The following is a 14,228-nucleotide window of genomic DNA, read 5'->3' as shown; positions in this document are numbered from 1 at the left end:
TAGATTGCTGCTGTAAACGCCAGAATTTGCATAAACTTACGATTGTTACCCTCGGTTATTTGCAAGCGCTGGGTGTACCACGCATATTAAGCATAATAATAGCCGCATAATTTACCCTGGAAAATAGCTATGCAGTGGAAGTCTCTGCGGGCGTGGACGCCCGGTTTGACGCATTTGTTAGGATATGAACGCAGTTGGTTGAAGCCGGATATTCGTGCGGGGTTATCGGTCGCAGCGGTAGCTTTACCGGTGGCGATCGCCTATGCCGAATTGGCCGGTGTCAGCCCGGTGGTCGGGCTTTACTCCTGTATTTTACCGATGATCGCCTATGCCATTTTTGGCTCGTCGCGGCAGCTGATTGTTGGGCCGGATGCGGCCACCTGTGCGGTGATCGCCGCCGTGGTGACTCCGCTGGCCGCAGGAAGTATGGAGCTGCACTGGCAGCTCACCATCATGATGACCGCCATGACGGGGGCTTGGTGTCTGCTGGCTAGCCGCTTCCGGCTCGGGGCCTTGGCAGACCTGCTTTCGCGCCCGATCCTCAGCGGATTGCTGAATGGCGTAGCGGTGACCATCATTGTCGATCAGATCGGCAAAGTGCTGGGGTTCGGTACGCCACCGGCGCAGCTGATTGAACGTATTTATGCCTTGCCCGGTAACATTCTGCATAGCGATTGGCCGACGATGGGCATTTCATTGCTTACGCTGACAATGCTGGTGGGGGTTAAAAAATTGCGGCCTAACTGGCCTGCGCCGTTGTTTGCCATCGTGCTGGTCGCCTTCATCACCTGGGCGGCTAATTTGCAGCAGCACGGTATTATTACCGTAGGGGGCTTCAGCGGCATGCTGCCTATCGTCCAGTGGCCGGATTTTCAGCCGGGCTTACTGCGTGACATGGTGATACCGGCGCTCAACCTGGCGGTGGTCAGCTTTGTCAGCATGATGCTAACGGCGCGCAGCTTTGCGGCGAAAAATGGCTACGAGGTCAATGCCGATGCGGAGTTCCGTGCGCTGGGGCTGGTCAACATTGTTTCTGCGCTGTCGCAAGGGTTTGCCATCAGCGGGGCCGATTCGCGTACGGCGGTAAACGATGCCAACGGCGGCAAGAGCCAACTGGTATCAATTATTGCCGCCATCGTCATCGGCATTGTGCTGCTGTTCCTGACTTCTCCGCTGCAATTTATTCCGGTAGCCGGATTAGGCGTGGTGCTGATGTACGCTGCCTGGTCGTTGATCGACATTCGCGGCATCTGGATCCTGCGCAAGCGCAATGCCCAGGCGTTCAGGCTGGCAGCCTTCACCTTCGTCAGCGTGCTGCTGGTGGGGGTGATCAGCGGCATTGGCTTAGCGGTATTGCTTGGCCTGATGCAGTTTCTGCGCACCGTGTTCCGCCCCACGGAGCAACTGCTGGGGGTCAATGAGGAAGGCATGATCCACTCAATGGGCAACAACAACGGGGTGAAGGCGGTGCAGGGCGTGATGATGTACCGCTTTAACTCCCCGCTGACCTATTTTAACGTGGCTTACTTCAAACGGCGCATCCTCAATCTGGTCGACAGTACGCCGTTCCAACCACGTTGGGTGGTAGTGGATGCGGTGGCCAGTTTTACCCATGCGGATATCAGCGTGCTGGCGGCCATTGACGAGTTAAAGCGTGACTTGTTACAGCGTAACGTTAAGCTGGTGTTGGCCGGACGGCGCACCGAGTTAACGCGCTGGTTCCGTATCAATCAGGTGGGGCGTGATAAGGATTTGATCCTGGTGCCCGACCTTTATCTGGCACTCAAGCTGATACAAAGTAAGGAACAGGCCGAACCGGGCACGGCACAGTAAATAAAAAGGGCACGCTAAAAGCGTGCCCTTAAACGTCAACCGACCCTGTTTATCTTTTATCTAAGGACACGCCAGAAGTGGGCGCTGTGTCCCGCAGCAGCATATACAGCCGGAACAGATAAATCAGCAGTAAGGCAGAAACCAGGTTGCTTAATGCAGTCAGAACGATGCTGGCAACGTGTGGCGTCAACACCGACAAGTGGCTGACCATAAACAGCACCAGTAGTTTGGCCGCCAACCACAGCATCATCGCCGGTACGATCACTCGCGCGTTAGCAAAGGCCAGCTTGCAGCTCAGTTTCAGTGAGGCAAACATGCCTTTCCCATCGGCTACGGAAATCACCGGGGCCAACGAGAACGAGATCGCCATGATCACACCGGGCACGACAAACAGCGTCAGGCCAAGCTGGGTCAGCAAGGTGCAGACAAACAGCAGCAGCAGTAAACGCGGCAATAGCGGGGCAGATATCCCGATAGCCCGTAGCGCACTGGTACGCTGGCCTTCAGAAACCAGGCGGATCAGCGTCAACATGCCCCCCACCAGCAGCACGTTACCCACTAAAGCGGAAATCGTCGCGGCGGCGGACACTTTCAACAGCACCATCTGCTGTTCAGGCGTCATTTGCTGAATGATTTCCTGGATCCCCATGCCGGCACCGGCGTTGGAGGCCAGATCACTTTCCGTCGCGGTCAGGATCTTCAACTGCTCAATATCGGGGCTAAATGCCTGATTAAGCAGCACAGAAATGAATGCGGTCAGCAGTGCCAACAGCACAATGCTGGCAACCTGATTACGGAAAAAGTTAAAACTGTCACGGTACAACGTGTTGGCCGTAATTGGCATGCTTGGCATGCAGACTCCTTGGCGTCGGGAACGTAGTTAAATCAGTGGGCGATTGTACCCTGTTCCGCGCCGCTGTGGCACCCCGCGAATGGCACTGTGCTGATTTCTTGGGCGATTATGGTCTCTGACAATGATAATGGCAGGGGAACCGGCAAGGGCGGCAGGCCGTAGCGCTCACGGGCCCGATCGCAGGCTTCATTGCGTAGGCCGTTTTCCCCGGATTGATCGAATTCGCGGCAGGGGCTGGGGCGATTGGGGTAGATCGAACAGGACACCGCCTGACCAATCTCACCTACCAGCGAGGTGCAGCGTGGTGACTTGCTGTTGGTCCCTTGCATACAGCGCAGAAAGGGGCTCAAGGGTTCAGTTAAGGATATAGGTACCACGCCGCCGCCATCTTCCGCTTCGGCCCAATAGAATGATACTCGAAAATAACCGCAGCAGGCGCCGCAGCTGGTGCAGGGATTTTGAATTTCGCTCATCTTGATTGCCACCGACTCCTTACCGGCCCAACCAAAACCAACAGGAATAATGAAATTACGCAGTGGCATTTTTTTTAGCAACTTTTTTCGGTAACAGAAATTCAAACATGCATCATATTTGCAACAAAAGGCGTTTATTGATTCAGATCAATTATCGATTTATTAACACCTTAGGTGGCTTTGTTTTTGGTGGGATTTTAAATTTTTACACTTAAGATGTGATCTCGATGGGATCATAAATACCTGTTAATAGGTATATTCATCGGGACTGTAAACCACACAAATGGAATGGATAATGAAAAAGACAACTCTGGTGGTGTTAGGGGCTCTGATGGCTCCTATGGTAGCAAGCGCGCATCAAGCGGGTGATTTCCTGTTCCGTGCAGGGACTGCAACAGTTCGTCCTAATGCAGGTTCGGACAACGTTTTAGGCCAAGGATCGTTCAACGCCAATAACAACACCCAATTGGGTCTGACTTTTGGCTATATGGTGACGGACAATATCGGCGTCGAGTTACTGGCTGCAACGCCGTTCCGCCATAAAGTTTCTCTGGGTGGCCCAGCGGTCAACGGGGATATTGCAACCGTTCGTCAACTGCCACCAACGCTGATGGCGCAGTACTACTTTGGCGACAAGCAAGACAAGCTGCGTCCATACCTGGGCATCGGTGTGAACTACACCATGTTCTTCGACGAGAAATTCAACGACAACGGCAAGGATGCGGGTTTAAGCAACCTGGATCTGAAAAATTCCTGGGGCGTAGCCGGGCAGGCGGGTCTGGATTACAACCTGGATGAGCACTGGATGTTGAACATGTCGCTTTGGTGGATGAATATCGAAACCAAGGTACGCTTCGACGCTGGCGATCAACATCAGAGTATTGACACTCGTCTGGACCCATTTGTCTTTATGTTTGGTGCAGGCTACCGCTTCTAAGCCAGCAGTAAAGGAGGCGCTGTTCAGCGCCTCCCTCTTCAGTTATTTAATGCGCATATCATTTTCGACAGATTTAACCCCTGCCACGCCGCGAGTCACCTGAACGGCGCGATTGGCATCGGCGCTAGAGCTGACGAAACCGCTTAACTGAACCTTGCCTTTAAAGGTCTCGACGCTAATCTCGGTGGATTTGATGGTTTTATCCGCCAGCAGTGCTGACTTCACCTTGGTAGTGATGACCGTATCGTCAATATAGCCGCCAGTCCCTTCTGATTTTGCCGTTGGAGCACAGGCAGAAACTGCCATCGCCAAAATAGCTGCCATGCACAGCGCCGAAAGGGTTTTAAATAGCTTCATAAATGACTCTCCTTGCAAATGTTATTGTTGAAATTAAACGCTGATTTCAATCAGCTAACGAAATCGTATGCACTGAGCCACTGAATATTTAGCGGCAAATATGATTGTGGGGCAGGTTGCTGGTTTGTTCAAATTGTTTGCAAAAATATCTTTGGCAAGAATGAGGCTAAACAATGTGTTATCACCGGATACTTTCGTAGTATCCGGTGATTGAGAGCGGGAGATTAAACGCGGGTAGCGGCTTTCATTTCACGTACAAACTTGCCCAGCTTGGCCAGCATTTCTGCCGGTTGTGCCTGATTCTGTTCGATGATCTTAACAATTGCCGAACCGGAGATTGCCCCGGCGGCCCCGGCTTGCAACGCATCCTTGACCTGTGAGGGTTCAGAGATGCCAAAGCCTTGCAGCGGCGGTGCCGCATGATACTCGCGCAGCTTATTGACCAGGTGGTGCAGCGGTAACTGCGCCCGGCTTTCCGTCCCGGTTACTCCTGCGCGTGACAGCAGGTAAGTGTAACCCCGGCCGTGGGACGAGATTTCACGCAGTAAATCCTCATCCGCATTTGGTGGGCAGATATAGATTGGCGCGATGCCGTGGCGAGTTGCTGCCGCGCGGAAAGGTGCGGACTCCTCGAAAGGTACGTCCGCGATCAACACCGAATCTACACCGGCCTGCGCACAGCGCTGATAAAATGCGTCAATGCCGCCGTGGAACACCAGGTTGGCGTACATCAGCAGGCCAATCGGAATATCAGGGTGCTTCTGGCGGATTGCCGTCAGCATTTCAAAACAGTGCGTTGGCGTAACGCCAGAAGCGAAAGCACGCAGTGCTGCACTTTGAATGGTTGGGCCATCGGCCAACGGATCCGAGAAGGGGATCCCCAACTCCAAGGCATCTGCACCGTTCTCCACCAGCGTATCGATAATCTGTAACGATAGCGTCGGGTTTGGGTCGCCGAGGGTGACAAACGGCACGAAGGCGCCTTCTTTATTATTTTCCAACCGTTTGAACAGTTGCTGATAACGTTCCATCAGATTTCTCCCCGTGCTTTCAGAATGTCGTGAACGGTAAATATGTCTTTGTCGCCGCGGCCGGACAGGTTAACCACCAGGATCTGTTCTTTCTGCGGCTCTTCACGGATCATTTTCAGCGCGTGTGCGAGGGCATGGGAAGACTCCAACGCCGGGATAATTCCTTCGTGGCGGGAAAGCGCTTTGAAAGCCTCCAGCGCTTCATCATCGGTGATCGACACGTATTCTGCGCGGCCGATGCTGTTCAGATAGGCGTGTTGCGGGCCAACGGAAGGGAAGTCCAAACCGGCGGAAATCGAGTAAGACTCCTCGATCTGGCCTTCAGAGGTTTGCATCATCGGCGATTTCATCCCGAAGTAAATCCCCACCTTGCCATGTTTCAGCGGCGCACCATGCTGGCCGGTTTCGATCCCCAGGCCAGCGGGTTCAACGCCGATCAGGCCAACGCTGTCATCATCGATAAAGTCGGCAAACATGCCGATGGCGTTGGAACCACCGCCAACGCAGGCCAATACGGCATCCGGCAGACGGCCTTCACGCTCCAGCACCTGAGCTTTGGTTTCTTCACCGATCATGCGTTGGAATTCACGCACTATGGTCGGGAACGGGTGTGGGCCTGCGGCAGTGCCCAGCATGTAGTGGGCCTTATCGTAAGAGCCAGACCAGTCGCGCAGCGCTTCGTTACAGGCATCTTTCAGCGTGGAAGAACCGCTGTGCACCGGGATCACTTCAGCCCCCATCAGGCGCATACGGAATACGTTAGGTGACTGGCGTTCAATGTCCTTGGCACCCATGTAGATACGGCATTTCAGACCGAGCAGGGCGCACGCCAGCGCAGAGGCCACACCGTGTTGGCCAGCGCCGGTTTCCGCGATGATCTCGGTTTTGCCCATGCGTTTGGCAAGCAGCGCCTGGCCCAATACCTGGTTGGTCTTATGGGCACCGCCGTGCAGCAGATCTTCACGCTTTAGGTAGAGTTTGGTTTTGCTACCGGCAGTCAGGTTTTTGCACAGCGTCAGTGCCGTTGGGCGGCCCGCATAGTTTTTTAGCAGATCGATAAACTCTGCCTGGAACTCAGGGTCACGCTGGGCGCTGACGAAGGCTTCTTCCAGTTGTTTCAGGGCTGGCATCAAAATTTGCGGCACGTACTGACCGCCAAATTCGCCGAAGTAAGGGTTAAGCAGCGTCATTATTTTTCCCGTTATTATCCGTTAAATGAGGTTCGCAATCAGTAGGCGCGCAGGGTCTGGAACACCGCCGCGAGACGCTCGGCATCTTTGATGCCGGGTTGGCTCTCTACGCCAGAGTTGAAATCGAGGCCCGCACAGCCCAGTTGGGCCGCATCTAGGCAGTTGTCTGCACTCAGGCCGCCAGCCAGCATCACGTTGTCCAGCGTTTGGCCCTGCAACACCGACCAGTCAAAGCGAACTCCGGTACCGCCAGCGCCGTTATCCAGCAGGTAACGATCGACCTGTTGCAGATCCCGAGCAGGCAGGCTGTCTTTTACGCTCAAGGCTTTCCAGATCTGACAGGTGGCAGGCAGCTCGGCGCGCAGGGCGTTAATATAAGCTTGGTCTTCCGCTCCGTGCAGTTGCACCGCATACAGACCAAGGCGCTCAGCAGTTTGCGCTACCGTAGCGATGGGCGCATCACAGAAAACACCCACGTATTTCAACGGCGCTCCGGCGATCACTTCCCTGGCGCGGGCAATGTCCACGTTACGTGGGGAACGGCCAACGAAGATCAGACCGCCGTAGTTGGCACCTGCCTGATAAGCGGCGGCGGCATCTTGCGGCCGGGTCAGGCCACAGACTTTGTTGTCACCGAGGATCACGCGGCGTACCGCGCTGCGCAGGTTGGCCTCCGACATCAATGCGCTACCGATCAGAAAACCGTTGGCATAGCGGCTGAGTTCACGGATCTGGCGATAGTTGTTGATGCCGGACTCGCTGATCACCGTCACGCCATGTGGCACTTTTGGAGCCAGGGTGCGGGTGCGATCCAGATCGATAGACAGATCGCGCAGATCGCGGTTGTTGATGCCAATCACTTTGGCTTCCAGCTGTACCGCACGCTGTAATTCTTCTTCGCTTATCACCTCGGTCAGCACGCCCATATTCAGGCTGTGTGCCACCGCAGCAAGTTGGCGATACTGTTCGTCATCGAGCACTGACAGCATCAACAGAATGGCGTCGGCCTGGTAGTGACGTGCCAGATAGATTTGGTAAGGGTCGATCATAAAGTCCTTACACAGCACCGGCTGGGTCACGGTTTTACTCACCAGCGGCAGAAAATCGAAGCTGCCCTGGAAGTATTGCTCATCGGTCAGCACCGAGATCGCCGAGGCGAAGTCCTTATACACCGAGGCGATTTCCATCGGGTCAAAATTCTCGCGGATCAGCCCCTTGGAAGGAGAGGCTTTTTTGCATTCGAGAATAAATGCCGTTCTGGCGCCTTGTAGCGCATGATAAAAGCTACGCTCGCTTGGCACGATTTCGTTTTGAAAGCTGGCTAATGGCTGTTGTTGCTTACGTGCCGCGACCCACTGCGCCTTGTCACGAACAATCTTGTTGAGCACGGTTTCCTGCATCATTTATCCTCTTGCTGCCAAAGCAGTGACACGCTGGTAAGCCTGCCCACTGTGGATCATTTCCAATGCCTGCTGCGCGTTCTGGCGCAGGTCTTCCTGTCCGAATAGTTTCAGCAACAGTGCGACGTTGGCGGCGACCGCCGCGGCGTGCGCTGGCTCACCTTTACCTTGTAACAACCTTGCCAGAATGTCACGGTTTTCTTCCGGCGACCCTCCCAGCAGGGAGCCCAGCGGGTAGCTGTCCAACCCAAAAGATTTAGGTGTCAGCTGATAACTTTCAATTTCGCCGTCATTCAGCTCGGCGACGTGAGTGGTGGTGTGGATCGCCACTTCATCCATACCGCCACCGTGCACGACGGCGGCGCGCTGATAACCCAATACGCGCAGGGTTTGGGCGATTGGCAGCACCAGCTCCGGGCTGTAGACCCCAATCAACGCCAACGGTGGACGAGCCGGGTTAATCAACGGCCCGAGTACGTTGAACACCGTGCGGGTCTTCAACTGTTGGCGTACCGGCATCGCATGGCGAAAACCGGTGTGATACTGCGGCGCAAACAGGAAACATACGCCCAGTTCATCCAAAGCCTTGCGGGATTCTTCCGCAGGCAGATCCAGACGGATCCCGAAGGCGGCCAACAGATCGGATGAACCGGAACGGCTGGAGACGCTGCGGTTGCCGTGCTTGGCCACCTTGACCCCACAGGCTGCGGCGACAAAAGCGCTGGCCGTGGAGATATTGATGCTGTTGGTGCCGTCACCGCCGGTGCCGACGATATCCGCGAAGGCATAGTCCGGGCGTGGGAACGGTAGAGCATCGGCCAAGAGCGCCTTGGCAGCTCCGGCGATTTCTTCTGGGTGCTCACCGCGGATCTTCATGCTGATCAATGCCGCCGCCAGTTGGCTAGGTTCCAGCTCACCACGCACGATAGCGCTGAATAACTGCTGGCTTTCTTCCTGGCTCATCGACTCCGAGCGATACAGTTTTTCAAGAATAGGTTGCATAGTCGGTTCCCCTTGATTATTTCGCCAACGCCCAGGCCAACGTCTGCTCAAGCAAACGCGCGCCTTGGGTGGTCAGAATGGATTCTGGATGGAATTGGAAACCACATACGCGGTGTTCATCGTGACGCACTGACATCACCATGTCGCCGAAGCGAGCATTGACGGTCAGCCCTTCAGGGATATTGCTGCCGACCAGCGAATGATAGCGGGCGACCGGCAGCGGGTTGGCCATACCGGCAAACATCCCCTGGTTATCGTGAGTAATGGAAGAAGCCTTGCCGTGCAAAATCTCACCGGCCTGGCCAACGTGGCCGCCATAGGCTTCCACAATCGCCTGATGGCCGAGACAGATCCCGATGATTGGCATCTGGCCGCGCAGGCGTTGCAACAGCTCTGGCATACAACCAGCGTCGGCTGGAGTACCAGGGCCTGGGGACAGCATTAAAATAGGCTGCTCCATCTGTTGCAGGCGCGCGATGATGATCTCGGCGGCAATCTGGTTACGGTAAATGACTACCTGATGACCGCTGGCACGCAGTTGATCGACCAGGTTGTAAGTAAAGGAGTCGACGTTGTCGAGCAGTAAGATATCGGCCATTAGAAAATCTCCTTGGCCTGGTGCGCGCTGGCGATGGCACGCAGCACGGCACGTGCCTTGTTACGGGTTTCATCGGCTTCTGCCTGCGGAACGGAGTCCAGCACCACACCGGCACCGGCCTGCACGGTGGCAATACCGTCCTCAACATACGCGGAACGAATGACAATACAGGTATCGAGATCGCCGTGAGCGGTAAAGTAGCCCACGGCACCGCCGTAGCTGCCACGACGGGTGCCTTCAGAGGCGGCAATCAGCTGCATGGCGCGTACTTTCGGGGCGCCGCTCAGCGTGCCCATATTCATACAGGCCTGATAGGCATGCAGCACGTCGAGATCGCCACGCAGCTTGCCGACCACGCGGGAAACCAGGTGCATCACGAATGAGTAACGGTCTACTTTGGTCAGGTCGGCAACGTAGCGGCTGCCAGCCTCACAAATACGGGCCAGATCGTTGCGGGCCAGATCGACCAGCATCAGGTGTTCCGCCAGCTCTTTATGGTCGGTACGCATTTCCAGTTCGATACGGCTGTCGAGATCCAGATCCAGCGAACCGTCGGCGCGGCGTCCGCGAGGACGAGTACCGGCGATCGGGTAAATTTCGATTTGGCGGCTGGTAGCTTCATATTTCAGCGCGCTTTCCGGTGAGGCACCGAACAGCGTGAACTCGTCGTCCTGCATAAAGAACATGTAAGGGCTTGGATTGTTTTCCTTCAGCGTCTGGTAAGCCGCCAGCGGGTTAGGGCAAGGCAGGGAGAAGCGACGAGAAGGCACTACCTGGAAAATCTCACCGTGACGGATCGCCTGCTGCAACTGGCTGACCACCGCGCCGTACTCTTCATCGCTCTGATTGCAGCTTAGCTGCATGTCTTCCAGTTTTTGATGAGGAATGGCGATCGGAGTTTGTTGCAATTGCACCTGAAGCTGTTGGAGACGCTGCTGCAAACGCAGAGTTTCAGCGTGGTCACCGGTAAATACGCTGGCTTGCAAACGGGCCACACCGCGCTGGTGATCCAGCACCAGCAGCGTTTCCGCCAGGTAGAAACAGAAGTCCGGGCAGCGTTGGTCTTGGCGCAGCTCTGGCAGGTCTTCAAACCCGGCCACCAGGTCATAGGCAAACAGGCCACCGAGCAGCATAGCTTCACGCTCATCGGCTGGGGCGTCGACCAGCGTCAGCATCGTGCGCAATGCATCAAACACCGACAGTGAACGCAGGCGTGCATCTTCGTCTTGTACCGTATCAATTGCTGGGAAGGTTAGCTCACGGCCATTAGGCCGAGCCTGGATTTGAACGTCGGCAGGCAAGGTTTCATCCAACAGTGGCAGCAGGGCTGCACCGTTAGCGGTCAACGCCTGAAGGCTGACCTTACGGCCCAAGGCGGTAATGCGCAGGGCACTGTCGACAATCAGCAGGCTTTTCAGGTTTTGCTTGCTGTTGATTTCCGCCGAGTCCAGCAACAGGGTGGCAGGGCGCGCGCCGCACAGCTGATGAAAAATCGCCGTCGGATCGCTGCGGTAACCGGCCTGTGCCGTGAGGAGTTTGAGCTGTGGTTTGATGTTCATCTTCGGTAGTTCCAGTCAAATCTTGTCCATAAAAAAGCCCGCTGTAATGAGCGGGCCTAGGGAATCTGCAGTGTCAGATGACAGGTATGCGTGATTACTCGACCCTTGATTGGGAAGTACGCCACCAGCGAAGAAGAGAAGTGTGCTTAGTCATCATGTTGCTCTCTGTATTTTCATCCAACACGGTTATTGCCGTGAACTTGTGTACTAGTTAACTGGAACGAAGGGGCAATGTCAACTCTCTTTTTGCACAATATGTTAGCGGCCAGCGTGGAATCGTTAATCTGGCGGGAGCGCCATCGGCAGAATAGATTTCCGTCCGGCCAACCATAACGGGTATGATAGAAAGCCAAGCCATCGCAGGATATCCCTTTTGACAGACAGCAGCCCACAATCCTCCGCTTTTACCCTGTACGATCTCCACAGCCACACCACCGCTTCGGACGGTTACTTAACGCCGACTCAACTGGTGCAGCGAGCCGTTGAGATGCGCGTTGGCGTGCTGGCTATTACCGATCACGACACCACCAACGGATTGGCAGAGGCCGCGGCCGCGATAGCCGATCTTGCCTTGCCCTTGCAGTTGGTTAACGGCGTGGAGATTTCTACGCTGTGGGAAAACCATGAGATCCACATTGTTGGGCTGGGGCTCGATATCACCCATCCGGCGCTGTTACAGCTGCTGGTCGAACAGACCGAGCGCCGTAATCTGCGGGCGCAAGAAATCGGCGTTCGGTTAGCAAAAGCGCGCATTCCCGATGCCTATGCCGGAGCGCAACTGCTGGCGGGGGATGGGGCGGTTACCAGAGGGCATTTTGCCCGTTTTCTGGTGCAGCAGGGCATAGCTGGTAACATGGCGCAGGTGTTCAAGAAGTATCTCGCCAAAGGGAAAATCGGCTATGTTCCGCCACAGTGGTGTACAATAGAACAAGCCATTGATGTCATTCATCAATCCGGTGGCCAAGCGGTGATGGCGCATCCGGGCCGTTACGATCTGACGGCAAAATGGCTGAAACGTCTGTTGGCCTATTTTGCCGAACACGGCGGTGATGCGATGGAGGTGGCGCAGTGTCAACAAGCCCCCCATGAGCGTACGGTGTTGGCTAAATATGCGCAGGACTACCAATTATTGGCGTCTCAGGGTTCGGATTTCCATCAGCCCTGTTCGTGGATTGAGTTGGGGCGCAAACTGTGGTTACCCGGCGGTGTTGAACCGGTTTGGCGTGATTGGCCACAGCCCCAACAGAACTTAGTCGATTGATTTAACGCGGGCGTTGTTTTGCGCGTGCATCATTTTCAGGAGTTAGAGATGAGCCAGCTATTTTATATTCACCCGGACAACCCGCAGCCGCGCCTGGTCAATCAGGCCGTAGAGGTGCTGCGCAAGGGTGGCGTGATCGTCTATCCAACAGACTCTGGCTACGCGCTGGGCTGCAAACTTGAAGAGAAGACGGCGTTGGAGCGTATCTGCCGCATTCGCCAGTTGGACGGTAACCACAACTTCACGCTGATGTGCCGCGATTTGTCCGAGCTGTCGACCTATGCCTATGTGGACAATTCGTCGTTTCGCCTGATCAAGAACAATACGCCTGGCAATTACACCTTCATCCTGAAAGCGACCAAAGAAGTGCCTCGTCGCCTGATGAATGACAAGCGTAAAACCATCGGTTTGCGCGTGCCATCCAACCCGATCGCTCTGGCATTGCTGGAAGTGCTCAATGAGCCAATGATGTCGACCACGCTAATGCTGCCAGGCAATGACTTTGCCGAATCCGATCCGGAAGAGATCAGCGAACACCTTGGCAAGCAGGTGGATCTGGTGATCCACGGCGGTTTCCTGGGCCAGCAGCCAACCACGGTTATCGACCTGACAGAATCCTCCCCAGAAGTGATCCGTGAAGGTGCGGGCGATCCAGCGCCTTTCCGCTAAACTGCCGGACGAAGTCAGTGCCAAGGAGGGATAAAGCCTGTATAATAAGCGGTTGGTTTTGACCAAGTGCTAATCTTTGCGGCCGTCTCTCCTTGCTGAGAGTGGCGGCAAAGTCCCCCCGACGCCTGTGAAGGCGACATTAGAGGTTGCTCAATGAGCGAAAAGTTACAGAAAGTATTAGCGAATGCTGGCCATGGCTCGCGTCGTGAAATAGAAACCATGATTGAGGCAGGTCGCATCAGCGTCGACGGCAAGATCGCCAAACTGGGCGACCGCGTTGAAGTGGTCGCCGGGATGAAAATTCGCCTGGACGGTCATGTTGTCTCGATCAAAGAATCCGAAGAAGCGGTTTGCCGCGTGCTGGCTTATTACAAGCCGGAAGGTGAACTCTGTACCCGTAGCGATCCAGAAGGTCGCCCAACGGTCTTCGATCGCCTACCAAAACTGCGTGGTTCTCGCTGGGTAGCGGTAGGGCGTTTGGACGTGAATACCTCAGGCTTGCTGCTGTTTACCACTGACGGTGAACTGGCTAACCGCCTGATGCACCCAAGCCGCGAAGTTGAACGCGAATACGCCGTGCGCGTGTTCGGCCAGATCGACGACGAAAAGCTCAAGCAACTGAGCAAAGGTGTCCAACTGGAAGATGGCCCGGCGGCATTCCGCACCATCACCTTCCAGGGTGGCGAAGGGATCAACCAGTGGTACAACGTCACGCTGACCGAAGGCCGTAACCGTGAGGTGCGTCGCCTGTGGGAAGCCGTTGGCGTGCAGGTAAGCCGCTTGATCCGCGTGCGTTACGGCGATATCGATCTGCCAAAAGGCCTGCCTCGTGGCGGCTATACCGAGCTGGATCTGAAGGCGATCAACTATCTGCGTGAGCTGGTGGAACTGCAGCCGGAAACCGTCAGCAAACTGCCGGTAGAACGCGATCGTCGCCGTGTGAAGGCCAACCAGATCCGCCGTGCGGTAAAACGTCACAGCCAGGTCGCTCCCGGCAGCCGTCGTGGTGCACCAGGCAGCAGCAAACCGGGTAAACCGGCCAAGCCTTCCAAGCGTAGCTAAATT

The 14,228-nt window shown here is 55.5% G+C and carries 14 protein-coding genes and 1 other annotated feature; of the genes, 5 read left to right on the top strand and 9 right to left on the bottom strand.

The genetic code is table 11. The features are described 5' to 3' along the window. Positions 1 to 129: 129 nt before the first annotated feature. Positions 130 to 1,833, top strand: a complete 1,704-nt coding sequence (locus KGP26_RS15240) for a SulP family inorganic anion transporter (protein ID WP_059200958.1) — start codon at positions 130 to 132, stop codon at positions 1,831 to 1,833. A 49-nt stretch (positions 1,834 to 1,882) separates the two neighbouring features. On the opposite strand, the gene KGP26_RS15235 is transcribed toward KGP26_RS15240, so the two are convergent. Continuing rightward, on the bottom strand, positions 1,883 to 2,677 hold the full coding sequence (locus KGP26_RS15235; RefSeq protein WP_039996069.1) for a YciC family protein: 795 nt from the start codon (positions 2,675 to 2,677) through the stop codon (positions 1,883 to 1,885). Positions 2,678 to 2,718: 41 nt separating this feature from the next. Further along, complete coding sequence (locus tag KGP26_RS15230) at positions 2,719 to 3,159, bottom strand: YkgJ family cysteine cluster protein (protein WP_024529249.1); 441 nt, start codon at positions 3,157 to 3,159, stop codon at positions 2,719 to 2,721. A gap of 295 nt (positions 3,160 to 3,454) precedes the next feature. On the opposite strand from KGP26_RS15230, the gene ompW reads away from it, so the two are divergent. After that, positions 3,455 to 4,096: an outer membrane protein OmpW gene (gene ompW / locus KGP26_RS15225; RefSeq protein WP_021806586.1), complete on the top strand. Its 642-nt coding sequence runs from the start codon at positions 3,455 to 3,457 to the stop codon at positions 4,094 to 4,096. A 42-nt stretch (positions 4,097 to 4,138) separates the two neighbouring features. On the opposite strand, the gene KGP26_RS15220 is transcribed toward ompW, so the two are convergent. From KGP26_RS15220 to KGP26_RS15190, 7 genes are all read right to left on the bottom strand, one after another. Further along, entirely contained in the window at positions 4,139 to 4,453 is a 315-nt protein-coding gene (locus tag KGP26_RS15220) for a BON domain-containing protein (RefSeq protein WP_021806585.1), read from the bottom strand. A 224-nt stretch (positions 4,454 to 4,677) separates the two neighbouring features. Then, entirely contained in the window at positions 4,678 to 5,484 is an 807-nt protein-coding gene (trpA, locus tag KGP26_RS15215; RefSeq protein ID WP_059200957.1) for a tryptophan synthase subunit alpha, read from the bottom strand. Beyond that, a complete protein-coding gene (gene trpB, locus KGP26_RS15210) occupies positions 5,484 to 6,674 on the bottom strand; it encodes a tryptophan synthase subunit beta (RefSeq protein WP_021806583.1) in 1,191 nt (396 codons plus the stop codon). Before trpB ends, trpA begins: the two co-directional genes overlap by 1 nt. Before the next feature lie 38 nt (positions 6,675 to 6,712). After that, positions 6,713 to 8,074: a bifunctional indole-3-glycerol-phosphate synthase TrpC/phosphoribosylanthranilate isomerase TrpF gene (gene trpCF / locus KGP26_RS15205; RefSeq protein ID WP_172413911.1), complete on the bottom strand. Its 1,362-nt coding sequence runs from the start codon at positions 8,072 to 8,074 to the stop codon at positions 6,713 to 6,715. Positions 8,075 to 8,077: 3 nt separating this feature from the next. Further along, on the bottom strand, positions 8,078 to 9,076 hold the full coding sequence (gene trpD / locus KGP26_RS15200; RefSeq protein WP_021181251.1) for an anthranilate phosphoribosyltransferase: 999 nt from the start codon (positions 9,074 to 9,076) through the stop codon (positions 8,078 to 8,080). A gap of 16 nt (positions 9,077 to 9,092) precedes the next feature. Then, positions 9,093 to 9,674, bottom strand: a complete 582-nt coding sequence (locus KGP26_RS15195) for a gamma-glutamyl-gamma-aminobutyrate hydrolase family protein (RefSeq protein ID WP_059200955.1) — start codon at positions 9,672 to 9,674, stop codon at positions 9,093 to 9,095. Next, complete coding sequence (locus tag KGP26_RS15190; protein ID WP_209522863.1) at positions 9,674 to 11,233, bottom strand: anthranilate synthase component 1; 1,560 nt, start codon at positions 11,231 to 11,233, stop codon at positions 9,674 to 9,676. Before KGP26_RS15190 ends, KGP26_RS15195 begins: the two co-directional genes overlap by 1 nt. Before the next feature lie 28 nt (positions 11,234 to 11,261). After that, positions 11,262 to 11,366, bottom strand: a sequence feature (Trp leader region). A 240-nt stretch (positions 11,367 to 11,606) separates the two neighbouring features. On the opposite strand from KGP26_RS15190, the gene KGP26_RS15185 reads away from it, so the two are divergent. The 3 genes from KGP26_RS15185 to rluB all read left to right on the top strand — a co-directional run bounded on the left by KGP26_RS15185 (position 11,607) and on the right by rluB (position 14,225). Further along, the gene (locus tag KGP26_RS15185) at positions 11,607 to 12,494 is read left to right on the top strand and encodes a PHP domain-containing protein (RefSeq protein WP_021806579.1); all 888 of its coding nucleotides are present in this window, start codon (positions 11,607 to 11,609) and stop codon (positions 12,492 to 12,494) included. A 48-nt stretch (positions 12,495 to 12,542) separates the two neighbouring features. Beyond that, complete coding sequence (locus tag KGP26_RS15180; RefSeq protein WP_021181255.1) at positions 12,543 to 13,163, top strand: L-threonylcarbamoyladenylate synthase; 621 nt, start codon at positions 12,543 to 12,545, stop codon at positions 13,161 to 13,163. 153 nt (positions 13,164 to 13,316) lie between these two features. Further along, positions 13,317 to 14,225: a 23S rRNA pseudouridine(2605) synthase RluB gene (gene rluB / locus KGP26_RS15175; RefSeq protein WP_021806578.1), complete on the top strand. Its 909-nt coding sequence runs from the start codon at positions 13,317 to 13,319 to the stop codon at positions 14,223 to 14,225. The last annotated feature ends 3 nt before the right edge of the window (positions 14,226 to 14,228 follow it).

The sequence above is a fragment of the Serratia sp. JSRIV002 genome (genome assembly GCF_019968725.1).
GTDB classification, from domain to species: domain Bacteria; phylum Pseudomonadota; class Gammaproteobacteria; order Enterobacterales; family Enterobacteriaceae; genus Chania; species Chania fonticola_B.
Note: the sequence above shows the minus strand (reverse complement) of the source record. Positions and strands in the feature narration are given on the sequence as shown.